Raw genomic sequence first — 16,797 nt, 5'->3', positions numbered from 1 at the left:
TTCCTTATAATAGAAACCCAATCTCATTTTGCAAGATTCTTTGCTTTCTCTGTATAACTTACTATTTATTTTACAGATTTTTCGATATAGTCTTTCCATGGTCTAAGTGGCTTCTCTAAGGGTTTAGTATTATGTCCTTGACTGAAAATTAAATTACCAATCCCCACTCCAATACTCGGACCTAGGAATCTCACTGAAAAATTCAGGATCTGGAAATGACTCATATCTTCCACGCTGATTTAAATCTTCTCGCTTAAAAAACACTCTGTTCCATTCGCCGCTTGAATCCTTTCTTTCTGCTGCTAGTATTATATTTGAAGTTACATTCTTATATAGGTACTTGTATTTCCCGATGTAAAAAACTATGGATTCATCATTAACGGAACCACCAGACTCATTGACGTAGTAGAAGTTGTTTTTAGAGATTTCATTTTGGGAAAAGATCAACTCTATATTATTTATGTTTCCGTATCTGTACGTAATCTCTTGCTCATTAAGGCAAAATGAGACTAAATTGTCATTTTCCAATATTACTGTTGATAGTATTAACTCATTTTTATAGCAAAGTGACTGGCTATGAAAGTTAGATCCACTTGCTGTAGATGAAAGTACTATTAAAGGTAAAGATAGAAAAATAGCTCTTTTCATTTTAAGTCACAAAAATTTATCTGAACTTATACATTTCAACTTTATGGCATACTCAACACTGATTCGAGATAGGTATTGAGTTCTTTATACTCATTTGTCATACAAGAAGAGAAGTTAGCAAACTCTGCATCAGTATTTTCTGAATCATAAGTATGAAATTTGCATTTTCTCTCAGCATACTCTTCCCAAGAGCTAACCATTAAGGAAAATTTTTCTTTTCTTTCTGGAAAATACTCTTCTATTAGGTTCTTATTGTTCTCTACATTCTTGACTTCTGCTAATAGTTTTATGTTTTCATTAATATTGATGGCTTTGAGTTGCTCGTTTTCTGATTCGTTGAATGCAGATATTGCTGGGAATCCAACAAGAGCTAGCAGATAAAAAAATTTTTTACTACTCATTAAAGCATTAAGCACAAAATCTGTTAATTTTGTTTGGGATTTAAAAAGATTCAGCCATATTTATTAGATACTTTATAAATATTGTTCTATGGTTATACATTTCTGTTCGGCATTCCAATTTTAATATTTCATTAGTGTCACTATTTTCATCTGCATAGTAAGCGTAGTTTTCACAATCTTTATTTAATTGCTTTAGCCAAGATTCCTCAGATTCTACAATTTTATCCCTGTGCTCTACAGGTATTTTTAGCTCAATTAAATGGCTATAATATTTATCATATTCTTCTTTAAATTTTTTATTTTCATTTACAATGCATCGATCGACATCAAACTGATTTGTTAATTCATAGCATTTGCTCTCTATAGCTAAACTGGTTGTTGGAATTAACAATACTAACCCAAAAAAGATACTTCTTAAATTCATTTTCTATTCCTTAGGTAATTTACTCTTTGTCTTCCTGCTTCATATCTTCTTAGGACTGGAGAGTTTTCAATATATTTGATAAGTATTTCTCTGTTATTTTTTTCACATGCTTTCATAGGCCTTTCCCCCTTGGTAAACCCTTGATATACGAAATCAACAGCAATATCTCTTATTTTTGAGTCTAAGTTTTCCCATGCCGTTCGTTCTTCAGGCAGGGTCCAGTGTTCATAGTTTGATTTTCCTCTTTCAATATAATCTGGATATATGTTTACAAAAAGTAAATGTTGAGATTTTCGAGTGATTTCACCAATTACTTCTCGATTTCTCACTACAAAACTTCCTGCTTGTCCACCTTTTAACCCTGCGCTATTCGAAATTAATTCTGCCTGTGAAGTGTTTATTTCTGCAGCGATCATATCACGGTACACTTCATTTTTTGACCTATTCCCGCAATCATATCCTCTTCCAATAGTGACTCCTGACTTATCGTTTCCTGGCCAATGAACTTTACGAGAGAATCCATGAGAATGGTTATTATCAACCCCTTCAGCATCAAAGGTAATTTGTCCAAAAGGTACTGTCAACCAAGCTATATCCATGTCATCTAAGGTTGAGTCTCTGTGTATAGACATTGGCCAATAATGCCAGACACTTTTATCGTCCGGGAGCGTAATCTTGCTTTGTGTGTCTTGCATCCAGGAAAACTTATCCGCTCTCTCTCGTTCATGCTGTGAAAACATGTCGTGATGGTTCATGACCTCACTACGCCAAGGTGATTCTAGGTAGTCCTTTTCAGAAACAAAACCTGTCATGTATTTTTCATCCATCACTTCTTTGGCGAGTTGATGAATCATAGAATAGCTTTCTTTAGTGACGTCTGTATACCAGTCAGAAGGGTGCTTTGCGATAACGCGTTCAAAGTGTTTACGTTTGTTTTCTAAGTAAACTTTGGCTTCTCTTGGTTTGAATGCCGAGAAATCAATCTCTTCACCTTTGGATAGCTCTTCGAGCAGTTGGCTATAGAACGCATTGGATACGCTCAGAGCGCCATCACTCCCACTGCCGTCAATGGTGATAAGAGGGCTTTCTTCTGCATTTTTTGGGGCAATCTTTTTTAAGAAAAACTCAGGCGGTTTTTCTACGGAAAATAGCTCTATGTGGACTCGGTTATCTTCTTTCTTGGTGGCGTAGGCATCGTTACTGTACTCGTGAAGCCCCATATAGCCCAGTTCGTCCCCCGCTTTCACTTCGATAGCGCCAAAGTCGATGTTGAGTGGTAAGGGGAGGCCCAGTGTTACGACGCTGCCATCGCGCAATGAGGCGGCATTTTTAGACATCCACTCTGGTTCAGAGACAGGCTCTGGGACCATCACAGAAGTGTCGTTAAGAATATCGAAATCGCTGTCTTTGCCTGCCGCAAACCAGACGATTTTGCCTTTCATTTTCTTTTCGCTAGATGAAGGGGAGTCACCCAATTGAACAACGCGGCACTTAATCATCTTATAAGTGTGATCCCCAATTTCAAATTTTACCGTTTCTTGCTCTTCTGCATGCAAATACTCCAAAACCATACCGCTTGACATAGAGACTTTGCTTTCCACTTGCCCTTTTTTAGGATCACCACCAAGTTTAAACGTTCGGACGTTCCACCCATCGTCAACCAACTTATAACGAGTCGTCAGCGATGAATTAGCCCCGATATCGGATGGCGGAGCAAGATGCATGTAGAGAGAGTACAGTTTAAAGACTTCGTCATCTTTCTCAGGGTTTTTGTATTCATGTTCCAGTAGAACGAAGTTGTTACTGTATTTGAGCTCTTGGTCTTTGTATGTGGTGGTTTGGTAATCAGCGTGAATACGATAAGCGACTATTTTCCCGTCCATCATTGCTTGGATGGGTCTTAATCCTTTACCCCAAGGCACCATCTTGGACGTCAAGTGGACACCACTGTGCCAACCATAACCTTGCCCTAGGAGGTAACGACCGCTCTTAACTTGGTCGAACAGTTTAGTGAAATCACTAAGTGTATGATAGGGCTCGCCATTTCTTTGTGTTATAGGAAAAACTGCATCCATGAGGTCATACCTTAATCTGAGAAAACGTCGTCAAAGACAATGAAAGAAGGACGGTTGAGGTTGTTGGTTTTGGTGTAGACAACGGCGTTGATTTCACCTGAGTTCGTTGCGAAACCTGATTGACCCGTGACATTCACTATGGTGCCAATCGCCATGCCTGAAATGGTTAAAAGCTTATCGTTAGTCTGGGTGAGGATTTCACTGAAGACATCAGGAAGCGCTCGAGACATCACTTTCATGCCATCTCGATAGCCTTGAACGCCTTCTTGAACTGCGGTCAGAGAGCGAGCCTCAGCTTGCGCCTGAATGAACTCTAATCGCATGTCCAATGCAGCAATCAAGTCATCAATAAAGCCACAAAGCTGTTGGTTGATGAGTGTCCAAAGAACCAGTTGAAGGTGCTGTATGGTATTACCTGAACCCAACAAACGTAGCTTGGCAAGCAGTTCAGAAGGCGGGTCCAGAAGATCCGCCTGGAACAGGATGCGCAGGATATCGCCGTTCTCATGCACTTTCTCGAAAAGGAGTTCAAGTAGTGATTCGTACTTTTCTAGTGATTCAAGATCTTCCTGAATGTGGAAAAGGGATGAAACGAAAGACTCGGAGAAATCGTTAGAATGATTTTTGCTGACGACATGGGGTGACAAGATTCGGCTTTGTTCGTAGACCATAGCTTTGAAATCATCATCGCTAAAAGAAGGTGAGAGCAAGATGCCCCAGTCATTGGCAACACCGACTTTGTCTTCCCAAAACGGCGCTCTTCTTCCCGCAACAAAAGTACAAAAGTCATGAGAATCTTCGTATGTTTCTGTTGGGGCGTTTTCTGGCAAGGTTGCGTTCGGGGTATAAGTGTCTGCGGTCTCTTTTAGCACCAAAATACACTCTTTTAGAGGTAAGCCGCTGACGGTGCCACAACCTGTTGCATCCAGTACACCTGCGCCAATTGGGCCACCGCCTGACTCTCTCAGTTCAAATGGTGCATTCGCGTAAGGCTGTCCATTGGGGTATTTGCAAGTGAGTTCGAGTGTGTAGGTGCCTTCCTGATCCTCAGTGACAGAGACGGAAGGGTTTTGTACACCACCAAGGCACATGGTGTTAGCCATATTCATGGTCATCTGGTCCGTCAGGCGACAAACACCAATCCCTTCCATTGTGACGGTTGGGGAAGCAGAGATAAATTCAGCTTCGGACTCAATCGTGCCAGATGACACGCCTTTTTTATCACCACCGGCGTCACCAGTACTTGCTGCAAATTTGCTGCCTTTGATGGCAATACTATTACCACCATCCATAGATACCGTTGTGGTCCCGCCGACAAGATCTGCCGACTTCGCATTGTTACCATATGGAATTGGTACAACGGAATTACCTACTGTCGTCAAACAAACGTCGGGGAGAGTCGCATTTGCTTCTCCTCCCGATCCCTTGTGGACCACGCTCAGCCCATTTGCGCAAACTGTGACACCCATGATGTAACCTGAATCAACAAAAAAGATAAGCAATGATATAAAATAAAGCGCACATCAATCTAACCAAAAGGTTAGTTAAAATGAACGGCTTACCGTTCTAAATGACTAAATTGAAAGGTTTTGGCTGAATGTCTCACAAAAAGGTAGGGTCCACACTGTGGAGCTCGTCAATACTGGGGGCCGCATGACATGTAGACGATCGAATGTTAACGTTCGATTAATAGTTTTTCAATATATGTTTTATTTTATTTAAACGAGATGTGAATATGATTACAGCGTTGGCGATCAATAATTATCGTTCGATTCTAAATCTGGTTATTCCACTAGGCAGATTGAATGTGATAACGGGCGCCAATGGCACCGGTAAATCCAACTTGTATAAAGCACTTCGTTTGTTGGCGGATACAGCGCAAGGTGGTGTGGTGTCTGCGCTCGCGACTGAAGGTGGCCTAGATTCAACTTTCTGGGCGGGGCCGGAAAAGATAACCAACTCGATGAAGCGAGGCGAACATGCCATTGAAGCGACAGTAAGGCAGAAGGTCAAACGCCTCAAACTTGGCTTTGCCACTGAAGAGTTCAGCTACGCGATTTCATTAGGTTTACCAGCGCCGACTATGTCAATGTTTGGCTTTGACCCAGAGATTAAACGTGAATGTATTTGGAATGGTCCTTTATATCGACCTGCCAGTGCACTGATAGACCGAAATGGGCCTGCGATTAAAGCGCGTGAAGGACGAAAATGGCAAGTCATTTCAAGCCACATCGCCACTTATCATAGCCTGTTTGATCAAATTGCCGACCCAATGGCAACGCCAGAGGCGTTTATGTTGCGGGAAACGATTCGCGGCTGGCGCTTCTACGATCATTTCAGAACTGACAAAGATGCCCCCGCCAGACAACCTCAACTTGGGACTCGTACTCCGGTTTTACATCATGACGGCCGCGATCTGGCCGCTGCTTTACAGACCATTATCGAAATTGGTGACAAAGAGGTACTTTATAAAGCAATCGACTATGCGTTTCCCGGCGCCAGCATCCGTATTGTGAATCAGGTTGATGGTCGATTCTCGTTGGAGTTTTCCCAGCATGGTTTGCTCAGACCATTGAGTGGTGCTGAGTTGTCAGATGGGACTTTACGTTACTTGCTGTGGGTGGCCGCTCTTCTTACGCCTCGACCACCAAGCTTGATGATTCTTAATGAGCCAGAAACCAGTCTTCATCCAGATTTGTTGCCTGCTTTAGCGCGTCTAATTTCTCACGCGGCCGAGAATACTCAAGTCTGGGTTGTGTCACATGCGCCTCGCTTGATTGCGGCTTTGGCTGAGCACCCTGAATATCATGCAATCCAGTTGGATAAGGAGTTCGGCCAGACGATCATTCCGGATTTAGACCCTCTTTCATCTCCAAATTGGTATTGGCCTGATTCTTAACTAGAAAGACCTCTTTCTATTTCTACTTCACCAACATGGGGCAAATAATGACCAATGTTCCTCTCGCTGAAGGCTATTAATGGCTAAACTCAAAGTCATGTTCAGTGAAAGTGGTCTTTAGGGGAGGGCATAATGACAACCCAGAACATTCAGCACTTTTTTCATCCTGAGTCCGGCAGCTTGAGTTATGTGGTGGCAGATTCGGACACTAATGAGGCGATAGTGATTGATCCCGTTGCTGATTACGATGAGGAAAACTGTAAGATCAGCTTTGAATCCGCGCAGCAGATTATTGAGCACGTTAAACAAAATCAACTTCATGTCACCGCGATTCTTGAGACACATATTCATGCTGATCATTTGTCGGGTTCGTTCTATCTCAGTAAAGTACTACAAGCGCCTATCTACATTTCTGATCATGTCAAAGAGGTATACGCTAGCTGCAAGGATGATCTGTCACTAACCGATCTTTATCATTTTGAGCACTTCCTGTTGGAAAATGAACAACTGGATTTTGGCTATTCACATATAGAAGTATTAGAAACTCCCGGCCATCCGCCATCTGATCTTACCTTTAAAATTGGTGATGCATTATTCGTGGGTGATTCACATCTTCATTCTGGAGAAGGGGATTTGGCTAAAGATAGCGACCCGACATTTGAGTCATTATCTAAGATATATGAACTCAAAGACTCGACCAAAGTGTACCTGTGTCATAATCAACCAAGCAGCCCGGATGAGTTGGTTTATAAGACGACACTTGGTGATGAATTGCGCGATCAGGGCTCTGTTCATCAGCCTAGCGGCAGAAACCCAAAGCTGCCGACCCCGAAGCTGGTAAGCTCCGCGCTAGAATATAACCTTACTGCGATGAGGCCACATACGTAGATGGAATTGCCACCACTGCGCAGGCCAGTGTTTGATGAGCTGAGCTCCGCCTCCAGAATCTTAATGAATTTGTTGGTGAAGTTCCGCTTATGGCGCTATCGCAGATGAACTGTGTGATATATACAAAGGGGACGTTTGTCCCCTTTTTATCCATTACTGTTTGAGTTCGCGCTCAACGTAATCGTAAACGTACTGCCTTGATTCGGTTCAGACACCAGTTGAATATTGCCACCTAAGTTATCAACCATGGCTGCGGCAAGTGATAGGCCCAGTCCATAGCCTTCAACATTGCTGCGACTCGCATCAACGCGGTAGAGCCGCTCGAAAATCAAATCCTGATACTGTTTGTCGATACCAATACCTGTATCTGAGACAAGAATCTGAACGTGATGATCACTGGTTTTATCGGCTTTTAGAACAACTTTTCCGCCTGTTCCGGTGTATTTAATCGCATTATCGACCAAGTTCACCAGCGCCTGTGTGAGTTTTTCTGGGTCTGACTGAATGATGAGATTGTCATCAGCCATTGCCTGCAATTGAATCTGTTTGTCATCCGCCACGTCTTCATACCAGCTCACAACGGTTTTCAGCACCTCAGAGACATTGGTTGAGGTGCTTTGTTGCTGACGCTTACCGGTGACCTCATCATTGAGCTTCATTAGAGCGGTAAGCATATTGCTGGCTTGCATTGCATACTCGGCGCAATCAGACAGAGCGTGTTCCATCTGCTGGGTGTCTTTGCTGTCTAACAGCGCGGATTGTGAAGAGAGCGTAATCCGTGACAAGGGAGTGCGGATATCATGAGCAATGGCATCGACGGTCGTATTGAGTGTGGTTGTAACATGGTGCAGTCGGGCGATAGCGTCATGCACACTGGCACTGATGACGCTCAGCCCTTGCGGCGTGGCGGCTGGCTTGCCCGTCATCTCTAACTTGCCTTGGCTGAGCTTATCCAGAGAATCTCCGAGCGTAACCAGTGGTGACATCGCGCTGCGAATAATGCGGTGAGTGAACAAAGTAGTGATAGCAACCAACACAATTAAGGCGTACAAAGTCATCAGCCATTGTTTGTAGGCGATGGCGTAACGCGGTTGATTGTCGAGAACTAACCAAAAATCCAGCGTTTCCCCTTCAATCTTCAGCGACATATATGGGTTAATAATGAAAGCCGTGAACCAGGATTTATCATCTGTGACGTAATCATTGAGTTTGATGTCAGCTGGCAAGTTGTTATCACCAGCGACAAAGTTGGGGCTTGCCGCAGGCTCTTTCGAAATAGAAAAGGCCGCGATATTGTTTTCAATCAGGCGATGCGGATTGGCAGTCATGACGTGAATCAGTTGATCGGCTGAATCGTAGGTAAGAATACGCTGGTATTCAGTGGCCATTGAGTTGAGGATTTTCTTTTCGGTGCGGTATAAATCGAAGAAGAACATCACTCCAACCACTATTTCAACCAGTATCAGGCACAGCAATAAGATCGCCATAAACCGCATCAGTAGTGTGTTGCGTGCCTTAGCCAGCGCCTGCTCAATGTTGTGACTTGAGGACATAGCCAACCCCTCTGAGTGTATGAATTAATGGGGTATCAAAGCCTTTGTCCACTTTGCTGCGTAAACGACACACCAGTACATCCACCACATTGGTCTGCGGATCAAACTGATGGCCCCAGACTTGCTCAAGAATGGCGGTTTTTGAAATGACGGTTTCAGGGTTTTCCAGCATCAGCTTGATCAACATGAATTCTCGTTGATTGAGTTGAATCGAGGCGCCATTTCTTTCAAGTGAGTGTTTGAGCAGGTCCAGCGATAGCTCACTGTAGCTCAATTGATAACTTTGCGCAGGGTTCTGCTGACCTCGGCGGGCTAGTGACTGACAGCGAGCCAGCAGTTCCGGAAAAGCGAACGGCTTGACCAGATAATCATCTGCACCAGATTGCAGCCCTTTGACTCTTTCATCTACAGAGTGTTTTGCGCTCAGGATGAGAACTGGTGTTACATGGCCTTCTCCTCTCAGTTGAGCCAAGACTTCAAAGCCGTCTTTTTGTGGCAGCATAATGTCGAGCACAATCACATCGTAATATTCGCTGATGGCTTCATGCAATCCGTCAACGCCATTGGTGGCGTGCGTTATTGTACAGCCTTCCTGCTGGAAGCCATTGATAAGAAAGCGTGCTATGTGGGTGTCATCTTCAATCAAAAGTATTTTCATCAGCTGTCCATTTCCTCACTCTCCCTAAACAGTCCTTCATACTCTACCAACAACCTTTCATGAATTTAACCAAGATTACAGCTTTGTAATGATTGGGAAAGTCTTCAGTAATAGAGCCTTAGTTAGGATGTACCTGTCGAATCAAACAAGGTCTACCTTACAGGAGTGAACATGAAAACTATCAAACTTAGCGTACTAGCAGCGTCTCTTAGCTTCCTTTCAATGTCTTTTAATGCGTCAGCCGCAGATAAAGGCCACACCGTATCAGTGACGCAAATTTCGTCTCAGTCCGCTTTCAGTCTGGCAAAAGAAGCCGTTAATCAATGTGAAGCGAAAGGCTACAAAGTCTCAGCGACAGTGGTTGACCTGTCAGGTAATGTATTGGCACAACTTCGTTCAGACGGCGCAGGCATCCACACCTTAGACAGTTCACGCAAGAAAGCCTTTACTGTGACCAGCATGAAACAGCCGTCAGGCAACCTGATGAAGCTGATCGCTGACAAGCCAATTATGCAGCCTTTGCAAAATATGGATGACAACTTGCTGTTCTTAGCGGGTGGTGTTCCTGTTCAGCTTGATGGCAACCTAATCGGTGCAGTTGGTGTAGGTGGAGCACCGGGTGGTCACCTAGATGTGGAATGCGCCGATGCCGCAATCAAAAAAGTGTTCTAATTTGAGTTAACCACTGCCTTTGAGTGAACTCAATTCCCCGACCAGAGACACTGGTCGGGGTTTGTTTGTATCTGAAGGTTAAGCATGAATCTGTTGGATTTTAAACTGCTCACACTGATTGAACTGGGCAAACTCCGACAGCTCTTGTTCGAGGGCAGAGTGAAAGTCATCTCGCTTTCTCAGTGTGGGTTCGATATGTAAGCTTAGCGCCTGAAGTGTCGAGGTTGGCTTGTCTACTTTGCAATCAACACGAGCGACTAACTTTCCATCCCACATGACAGGTAGGCAGAAGTAACCAAACTGGCGTTTATCCGCTGGCACATAGCACTCAAGCAAATAATCGAAGTTGAAAATTTTCTGAGCACGTTTTCTCTGGATCAGTAGATTATCAAACGGAGAGAGTATTTTGGCCTTCTGGCGATTGAGGCGCTTACCGAGCAAATCCAACGCGCCGTGGAACGTGTAATAGGTATGGCCGTCGACCTTAAAAGGGAAAATTTCACCTTGTTGGCACAATTGCTTCATCGTGTTGCTGACCAGCTGCTTAGTGTTTTTGAGTAGGTAATTGATTTCCGACAGATGACCAAAACCATGCGCTCTGAGGTAATTCATCACCAGATAACGCCCATATTCTTCATTGCTTGGCATTGAGGTATCTATTCCTGGTGGCAGGACTCGCTCTGTCAGGTCGTACACCTTATGGAAGTTGCGTCTCTCGGTGATCATTAAATCACCTTGCATGTAGAGATTTTCCAGCGCCTGCTTAGTGGGTTTGGTTCCCCAGCCCTGCTTTTTGACGCCTGCAGACTCAAAGTCTTTTGCCATTAATGGCCCTTCGTGCTCAATTCGACTCATGATGTCATTCATTAACTGGTTGTCGCGGCGATACCAATGGTTCTGGTCTCCGGATTTTATGGCCTGTTTACGTGGCAGAGTGAAGCGATAATCTCGCATGGGCAAATAAGCGGCGGCATGAGACCAGTATTCAAACACAGAACGATTTTTTACCAGCTTATCGAGGTGATTGGGTTGATACTTTGAATTGCGGCTCCACAAGGTATGATGGTGGGCGCGTTGAACGACCGAGATAGTGTCGATTTGCACATAACCGATACGCTCAAATGTTGAAAGCGTGTTCTGTAAAGCGCCGCCTGATTTCAGGCTTTGTGGCAAACCTTGAGAGAGTAGCGCGAGCTTTTGAGCCTGCGCAATTGAGAGTGTTTCCATACTGAAGTGAGTCCTGTATCTACCCCGTAAGGGTGTGAGTGCCTGTATAATTTGCAGTGTAAACTCGATACACCAGTGTAATGAAAACGCCTGAATTATTCGTTGGGAAAGATCGAATTATGAGGGAAAGAATAAAAAGCCCCAGCGTGATGCTAGGGCTGAATTAGGTTTATTCACCGAGTGCTTTTTTCGCCAAACGCGCGGCGGCGTGTTTATGTCGGTTGAGAAGTTGATGCAAGTCGACACCAATCACTTCACTATTGAGAACGCGCCAGTGGCCCGCGACCATCACACGGTCTGCTTGCTGTGCGCCACATAAGATCAGAGCGGCTAACGGATCGTGACTGCCAGAAAAACGGATGTCATCGAGCTTGAACATGGCAAGATCGGCTTGTTTTCCGACGGCCAGCTCACCGATATCGCTGCGACCCATGGCACGAGCAGAGCCTTGTGTTGCCCAGCGAAGGGCGTCGAAATGGGTGACATTGGCTGAGCCGTATTGTAATCGTTGCAAGTACATCGCCATGCGAACTTCGGCAATCATGTTAGAGCCGTCGTTGGATGCCGAACCGTCGACACCTAAACCGACTTTGACGCCAGCGGCCTCCAAATCGTTGTTTTTGCAGATCCCCGATGCCAGCATCATGTTCGATGTCGGACAATGGCTGATCCCCACGCCAGCTTTGCCAAGACGGCGAATCTCTTCTTGATTGAAATGAATGCCGTGTGCCAGCCAGGTTCTATCATTCAGCCAACCAACGTCTTCAAGATAGTCGACGGGTCTCAGGCCGAATTTCTCCAAACAGAAATCTTCTTCGTCGAGTGTTTCACACAAATGCGTGTGCATCATGACGTTTTCTTGCGCGGCAATGTAGGCAGTTTCCTTCATCAGATCTGTTGTCACTGAGAAAGGTGAACATGGCGCAAGGGCGATTTGCGTCATGGCGCCATCGTGATGCTGGTGGTACTGGCGAATCAAGCGCTGGCTATCATCGACAATTGCTTGTTCCGTCTGAATGGTGTGACGAGGCGGAAGGCCTCCGTCATCTTCACCAAGGCTCATTGAACCGCGGGTAAAGATGGCTCGTACGCCGAGTTTCTGCGCCGCTTCAACCTGAAGATCAATCGCATGTTCGAGTCCGTTTGGCAGTAGGTAGTGATGATCGGATGCCGTGGTGCAGCCAGATAGCATCAGTTCCACCAGTGCCAGTTCAGTCGCGACACTCATCATCTCTTCGTCGAGATTCGCCCACACTGGGTACAGGCTTTGCAGCCAGTGGAACAGTTCTTTGTTCAAGGCATCAGGATAGGCGCGAGTCAGGGTCTGGTAGAAGTGATGGTGGGCATTGATTAAACCGGGGGTCACCACATGATGTGAGGCGTCGACGACGTAATCTATCTGATGAGATGGCGTCTCGTTTTTTGCAATAAGTTCGACAATCTTGTTTCCCTGCACCACCAAGCCGCCTTGCGCGTCTTGATTATTTGCAGTGTAAATTGCCAGTGGATTCTTAATCCAGATGGTTTCCATTCATAGTAATCCTTAGCCATCTCAGCCATTTCAGGGGAGAGGGTCTTGCTCGATTTTAGGTTGAGTTATTGCCAGACTTGTCTGACGCTAAGTGTGTTTCGGTTGCTTCTAGAGAGGAGCAACCAAAACAGTCGTTATTCTTGCTGAGCTTTCAACGGGCTTTGTGCGTCTGGTGTTTGCTCTTCTTTCTTAGACAGTGCCAGCTCTTCTTGTACTTGATCGCGACTCTCTTTGAGAGCATCGCGCTCTTCTCTGCGGCTCGATTTAGGTAACAGTTGGTGCAGGAGAACGGTTGCGATGGTGCCCGTTGTGATGCCTGAATGAAGGAAATTAGCTATATCATGGGGTAAGTGCTGCAGCAGACGAGGCTCAAAAGTGACTGCCAGACCAGAAGCAAGGCCAACACAAATCACCAGTGCATTACGTTTGGTATCAGCAGCTTTGATCAGCATACGAATCCCAGCGTAAGCGATCATGCCGAACATGACAAAACCGACGCCGCCCAATACCGGCTTAGGAATAGTGACGGCAATCGCAGCCAGTTTCGGAAAGAGTCCACCGAGAATAAGCAAACCACCGGTTGCGGCGACGACAAATCGGCTGGCAACGCCCGTAATGCCGACAATACCGACGTTTTGACTGAAAGAAGCCAGTGGCATCGCGGTAAGAATTGCGGCAAGCGTACTGCCGAGGCCATCACCTAGCAAGCCACGTTGTAAGTCTTTACCTGACACTTGCTTATTACAGTTGTTGGCGAGCGCCATGAAGTCGCCTGTGGCTTCTGCGATCACGACGATGTAAACCAAACTCATGCTGACAATCGCGCTGGCGTGAAAGCTTAAACCGTATTTAAGCGGTTCCGGGCCACCGACCCAAGCCGCAGTTGAAACGTCATCCAGATTAACCATGCCCATAGAAAGAGCAACGATGTAGCCACCTGCGAGACCTATTACAATCGCTGATGCCGCTACCGCCCCTTTACAGTACACCGATACCGCGACGACAATGCCCAGTGACACTATGGCTAGGAAAAGCTTGGGTAGTGTCGCGAAGTTTTCACTAGCTGCAGGCGCATCACCGACCCAGTTCATTGCGACTGGTAATATGGTTAAACCTATCAAGGTGACGACTACGCCGCTTACCACGGTCGGGAAGAGTTTGCGTACCTTGTCCATATAAAAGCTGGCGAAAATCACCACCAGTGAGCCGACTAGCGCCGAGCCCATAATACTAGCGACTCCTCCTTCACGGCCAATTGCAATGGCGACGCCAAGAAAGGCAAAACTGGACCCCATCACTACGGGTAAACGAATGCCAATTGGGCCAAAGCCGAGGCACTGGGCCATAGTAACGATACCGGAAGCGAGCAAGGCTGCATTGATCAGAGAAACAATTTCTTCGTTGGGCAGCCCAATAGAGGCGCCGACGATAAGGGGAACGGCAACGATGCCGCCAATCGACGCCAGCATATGCTGGAGTGCTAGGAGTAAAGTGATGCCATGAGGCGGTTTTTGGTTAAGCGTGTACAGAAGTTTCATTTGTTTACCTCAGAGAGAGTTGGCGGTTTCGGTTATCTCTCGTTGAATGGTCAATTGCACCACTCAACAGGTGACAGACTTCTACAAACTGCGTAGGGTCGACGGATGTTTCACCTGAGTAGGTACTCAGGTGAACTGATAAAGATATTGATGATTAGATGTAAATTAGCTTGGCAACGAAGATAACTGTCAGGATGTACATCGAGATAGAGACGTCTTTGGTTTTACCCGTGGCAACTTTGAGCACAGTATAAGTGATGAAGCCTAACGCGATGCCATTAGCAATCGAGAAGGTCAGTGGCATCATCAGTGCGGTAATCGCAGCCGGAGCGCCATTGGTGAAATCTTTCCAGTCGACGTGCTGCATGCTGCTCATCATCACAAAGGCCACATAGATCAGTGCGCCAGCTGTCGCGTATGATGGGATCATCCCCGCCAGAGGCGATAGGAATATGGCCGCGAGGAAAAGAACAGCAACCACTATGGCAGACAGACCTGTACGAGCACCTGCAGCTACACCTGCGGCGCTTTCAACGTAGCTAGTAACCGGAGGACAACCTACACACGCACCTGCCACACTAGAGATACTGTCGGCTTTGAGTGCTTTGCTTAAGCCTTCAATCTTACCTGTTTCCTTGTTGATCAAGTGTGCTCGCTCTGCCACACCCATCAGTGTACCAGCGGTATCGAACATGTTAACGAACAAGAAGGCCAGAATCACGCTTACCATTGAGATGTTAAATGCGCCAGAAATGTCCATGGCCATAAAGGTTGGCGCAATACTTGGTGGTGCAGAGAAGAAGCCGTTGTAATGCACCAGCCCTAGCATCATACCGATCAGAGTAACACTCAGAATGCCGATCAGAACTGCACCGAAGACTTTACGTTCGCTGAGCACAGCGATGATCAGGAATGCAATGGCAGCGAGCATAGCATCTGGTTTAGTGAAATCGCCCAGTGAGACCAAAGTTGCTGGGTTTTCGACGACAATGCCTGCAGTTTTAAGACCAATCAGACCGAGAAATAGTCCGACACCAGCAGTCATAGAGAAGCGCAAGCTTTCCGGGATACTTTCGATGATCCACTGACGAATCTTATAGAAGCTCATTCCGACAAACAGGATACCGGAGAGGAAAACGGCACCGAGTGCGACTTCCCAACTATAGCCCATTTCACTGACGACGGTAAACGAGAAAAACGCGTTGAGACCCATACCCGGCGCGAGGCCAACAGGCCAGTTGGCAAATAGCCCCATCAGCAAACAACCGATGGCGGCACCAATACAGGTGGCAACGAATACGGCGCCTGAATCCATTCCAGAAGCAGCCATGATCTGAGGGTTGACAAAAATGATGTACGCCATAGTGGCAAAAGTGGTGATCCCCCCGACCATTTCGCTTTTGACACTGGTTCCATGGGCTTTTAATTTGAAAAAACGCTCTAAAAAGCCACTAGGTTGACCTTCGGTATTGAGCACTTCTGCTTTGCTTTCATTCATGTCAGCAAGTCCTTTTATTTTGATGTTTCCTTAATTGAAGACCGCACTTCGCCAGGACGTCTCTGTCTCAGACGAACTTCAATTTTCCCGATTGAGTAGTGTTATGACGCTGTTAGGTGATGGTGAGTATTCGCGTTAACTGCCTCGATAGGTCGAGAAGCTATAAGGGGAAACCAATAACGGAACGTGATAATGGGCGTGTTTTTCATTCAACCCGAAACGGATCACAACATCATCAAGGAAAGCAATCTCTCCGAGATCGACATCCTTATTGCGGAAATAATCAGCAACGTGAAAAACAAGCTGATACTTACCAAGTTCAAAAGCTTCGCCTTCTAATACAGGCGAGTCAGTACGGCCATCGAAGTTGGTGGTAACCGTTTTAATCTTGGTAAGGTTGTCATCTTCCACTCGGAACAGTTCAACTTTGATGTCTGCTCCTGGCAGGCCATGCATTGTATCCAATACGTGTGTGGTTAGTTTTCCCATAATTCCTGTTCGCGCGTCGCGCTCTCCTTAGCTTTGAAGTGAACTAAAATTGTATACAAAGATGTTTTAAAACTTTGTTGGATACCTATATATGTACACAAAATATTCGGATAGTAAAGCTTGTTGTTATAAAAATGTTATTAAAGAATAATTGAGAAAATCAAATTTGTGAACTGTTAACGGCTAGAGGTTAGGCTGGATTGATTTCTAATATATTGATTAATATAGGTATATTAACAAAAAGTAACTTTAGCAACAAAATCTTTACATTAAGATATTTTATTGTATACAATGAA

The 16,797-nt window shown here is 45.4% G+C and carries 15 protein-coding genes; 3 read left to right on the top strand and 12 right to left on the bottom strand.

Annotation, left to right across the window (positions count from 1 at the left end; translation table 11 throughout):
• Window positions 1-153: 153 nt before the first annotated feature.
• From CTT30_RS22110 to CTT30_RS22090, 5 genes are read right to left on the bottom strand one after another with little or no spacing between them, the layout of a single operon-like run.
• Complete coding sequence (locus tag CTT30_RS22110; RefSeq protein WP_252037025.1) at window positions 154-648, bottom strand: hypothetical protein; 495 nt, start codon at window positions 646-648, stop codon at window positions 154-156.
• Between the two features lie 41 nt (window positions 649-689).
• Window positions 690-1,049 (bottom strand): lysozyme inhibitor LprI family protein, encoded by a 360-nt coding sequence (locus tag CTT30_RS22105; protein WP_252037024.1) that lies wholly within the window; start codon window positions 1,047-1,049, stop codon window positions 690-692.
• Between the two features lie 40 nt (window positions 1,050-1,089).
• Window positions 1,090-1,473, bottom strand: a complete 384-nt coding sequence (locus tag CTT30_RS22100; protein WP_095571176.1) for a lysozyme inhibitor LprI family protein — start codon at window positions 1,471-1,473, stop codon at window positions 1,090-1,092.
• A complete protein-coding gene (locus tag CTT30_RS22095; RefSeq protein WP_252037023.1) occupies window positions 1,470-3,548 on the bottom strand; it encodes a DUF8812 domain-containing protein in 2,079 nt (692 codons plus the stop codon). The genes CTT30_RS22100 and CTT30_RS22095 overlap by 4 nt, the downstream gene beginning before the upstream one ends.
• An 11-nt stretch (window positions 3,549-3,559) precedes the next feature.
• Window positions 3,560-5,017: a DUF4150 domain-containing protein gene (locus CTT30_RS22090; protein ID WP_252037022.1), complete on the bottom strand. Its 1,458-nt coding sequence runs from the start codon at window positions 5,015-5,017 to the stop codon at window positions 3,560-3,562.
• Between the two features lie 266 nt (window positions 5,018-5,283).
• On the opposite strand from CTT30_RS22090, the gene CTT30_RS22085 reads away from it, so the two are divergent.
• Both CTT30_RS22085 and CTT30_RS22080 read left to right on the top strand, forming a co-directional pair.
• Window positions 5,284-6,447, top strand: coding sequence for an AAA family ATPase (locus tag CTT30_RS22085; RefSeq protein WP_252037021.1), 1,164 nt, complete (start codon window positions 5,284-5,286; stop codon window positions 6,445-6,447).
• Window positions 6,448-6,579: 132 nt separating this feature from the next.
• Entirely contained in the window at window positions 6,580-7,335 is a 756-nt protein-coding gene (locus CTT30_RS22080; protein WP_252037020.1) for an MBL fold metallo-hydrolase, read from the top strand.
• 146 nt (window positions 7,336-7,481) lie between these two features.
• Here the strand turns inward: CTT30_RS22080 and CTT30_RS22075 are convergent, their stop codons facing one another.
• Window positions 7,482-8,888, bottom strand: a complete 1,407-nt coding sequence (locus CTT30_RS22075; RefSeq protein WP_252037019.1) for a sensor histidine kinase — start codon at window positions 8,886-8,888, stop codon at window positions 7,482-7,484.
• Window positions 8,866-9,546: a response regulator gene (locus tag CTT30_RS22070; RefSeq protein WP_252037018.1), complete on the bottom strand. Its 681-nt coding sequence runs from the start codon at window positions 9,544-9,546 to the stop codon at window positions 8,866-8,868. The genes CTT30_RS22075 and CTT30_RS22070 overlap by 23 nt, the downstream gene beginning before the upstream one ends.
• 171 nt (window positions 9,547-9,717) lie before the next feature.
• Here CTT30_RS22070 and CTT30_RS22065 point away from each other — a divergent pair, with 171 nt between their 5' ends.
• On the top strand, window positions 9,718-10,218 hold the full coding sequence (locus CTT30_RS22065) for a GlcG/HbpS family heme-binding protein (protein WP_252037017.1): 501 nt from the start codon (window positions 9,718-9,720) through the stop codon (window positions 10,216-10,218).
• 78 nt (window positions 10,219-10,296) lie between these two features.
• Here CTT30_RS22065 and CTT30_RS22060 read toward each other — a convergent pair whose 3' ends face one another.
• The 5 genes from CTT30_RS22060 to uraH all read right to left on the bottom strand — a co-directional run bounded on the left by CTT30_RS22060 (window position 10,297) and on the right by uraH (window position 16,501).
• Window positions 10,297-11,445, bottom strand: coding sequence for a winged helix-turn-helix domain-containing protein (locus tag CTT30_RS22060; protein ID WP_252037016.1), 1,149 nt, complete (start codon window positions 11,443-11,445; stop codon window positions 10,297-10,299).
• Window positions 11,446-11,614: 169 nt separating this feature from the next.
• Window positions 11,615-12,976: an 8-oxoguanine deaminase gene (locus CTT30_RS22055; protein ID WP_252037015.1), complete on the bottom strand. Its 1,362-nt coding sequence runs from the start codon at window positions 12,974-12,976 to the stop codon at window positions 11,615-11,617.
• Between the two features lie 134 nt (window positions 12,977-13,110).
• A complete protein-coding gene (locus tag CTT30_RS22050; RefSeq protein ID WP_239864792.1) occupies window positions 13,111-14,514 on the bottom strand; it encodes a nucleobase:cation symporter-2 family protein in 1,404 nt (467 codons plus the stop codon).
• Between the two features lie 154 nt (window positions 14,515-14,668).
• Window positions 14,669-16,012 (bottom strand): NCS2 family permease, encoded by a 1,344-nt coding sequence (locus tag CTT30_RS22045; RefSeq protein WP_252037014.1) that lies wholly within the window; start codon window positions 16,010-16,012, stop codon window positions 14,669-14,671.
• Window positions 16,013-16,147: 135 nt separating this feature from the next.
• The gene (uraH, locus tag CTT30_RS22040) at window positions 16,148-16,501 is read right to left on the bottom strand and encodes a hydroxyisourate hydrolase (RefSeq protein WP_239864788.1); all 354 of its coding nucleotides are present in this window, start codon (window positions 16,499-16,501) and stop codon (window positions 16,148-16,150) included.
• Between the last annotated feature and the right edge of the window lie 296 nt (window positions 16,502-16,797).

Source organism: Vibrio coralliilyticus (assembly GCF_024449095.1).
Taxonomy (GTDB): domain Bacteria; phylum Pseudomonadota; class Gammaproteobacteria; order Enterobacterales; family Vibrionaceae; genus Vibrio; species Vibrio coralliilyticus_A.
This window is presented reverse-complemented; position numbering and strand designations above follow the sequence as displayed.

Coding starts and splice junctions, on each gene's coding strand:
- CTT30_RS22100 (WP_095571176.1), bottom strand. CDS start 1,473: ATGAATTTAAGAAGTATCTTTTTTGGGTTAGTATTGTTAATTCCAACA.
- CTT30_RS22095 (WP_252037023.1), bottom strand. CDS start 3,548: ATGGATGCAGTTTTTCCTATAACACAAAGAAATGGCGAGCCCTATCAT.
- CTT30_RS22060 (WP_252037016.1), bottom strand. CDS start 11,445: ATGGAAACACTCTCAATTGCGCAGGCTCAAAAGCTCGCGCTACTCTCT.
- CTT30_RS22080 (WP_252037020.1), top strand. CDS start 6,580: ATGACAACCCAGAACATTCAGCACTTTTTTCATCCTGAGTCCGGCAGC.
- CTT30_RS22055 (WP_252037015.1), bottom strand. CDS start 12,976: ATGGAAACCATCTGGATTAAGAATCCACTGGCAATTTACACTGCAAAT.
- CTT30_RS22110 (WP_252037025.1), bottom strand. CDS start 648: ATGAAAAGAGCTATTTTTCTATCTTTACCTTTAATAGTACTTTCATCT.
- CTT30_RS22085 (WP_252037021.1), top strand. CDS start 5,284: ATGATTACAGCGTTGGCGATCAATAATTATCGTTCGATTCTAAATCTG.
- uraH (WP_239864788.1), bottom strand. CDS start 16,501: ATGGGAAAACTAACCACACACGTATTGGATACAATGCATGGCCTGCCA.
- CTT30_RS22090 (WP_252037022.1), bottom strand. CDS start 5,017: ATGGGTGTCACAGTTTGCGCAAATGGGCTGAGCGTGGTCCACAAGGGA.
- CTT30_RS22105 (WP_252037024.1), bottom strand. CDS start 1,049: ATGAGTAGTAAAAAATTTTTTTATCTGCTAGCTCTTGTTGGATTCCCA.
- CTT30_RS22075 (WP_252037019.1), bottom strand. CDS start 8,888: ATGTCCTCAAGTCACAACATTGAGCAGGCGCTGGCTAAGGCACGCAAC.
- CTT30_RS22070 (WP_252037018.1), bottom strand. CDS start 9,546: ATGAAAATACTTTTGATTGAAGATGACACCCACATAGCACGCTTTCTT.
- CTT30_RS22065 (WP_252037017.1), top strand. CDS start 9,718: ATGAAAACTATCAAACTTAGCGTACTAGCAGCGTCTCTTAGCTTCCTT.
- CTT30_RS22050 (WP_239864792.1), bottom strand. CDS start 14,514: ATGAAACTTCTGTACACGCTTAACCAAAAACCGCCTCATGGCATCACT.
- CTT30_RS22045 (WP_252037014.1), bottom strand. CDS start 16,012: ATGAATGAAAGCAAAGCAGAAGTGCTCAATACCGAAGGTCAACCTAGT.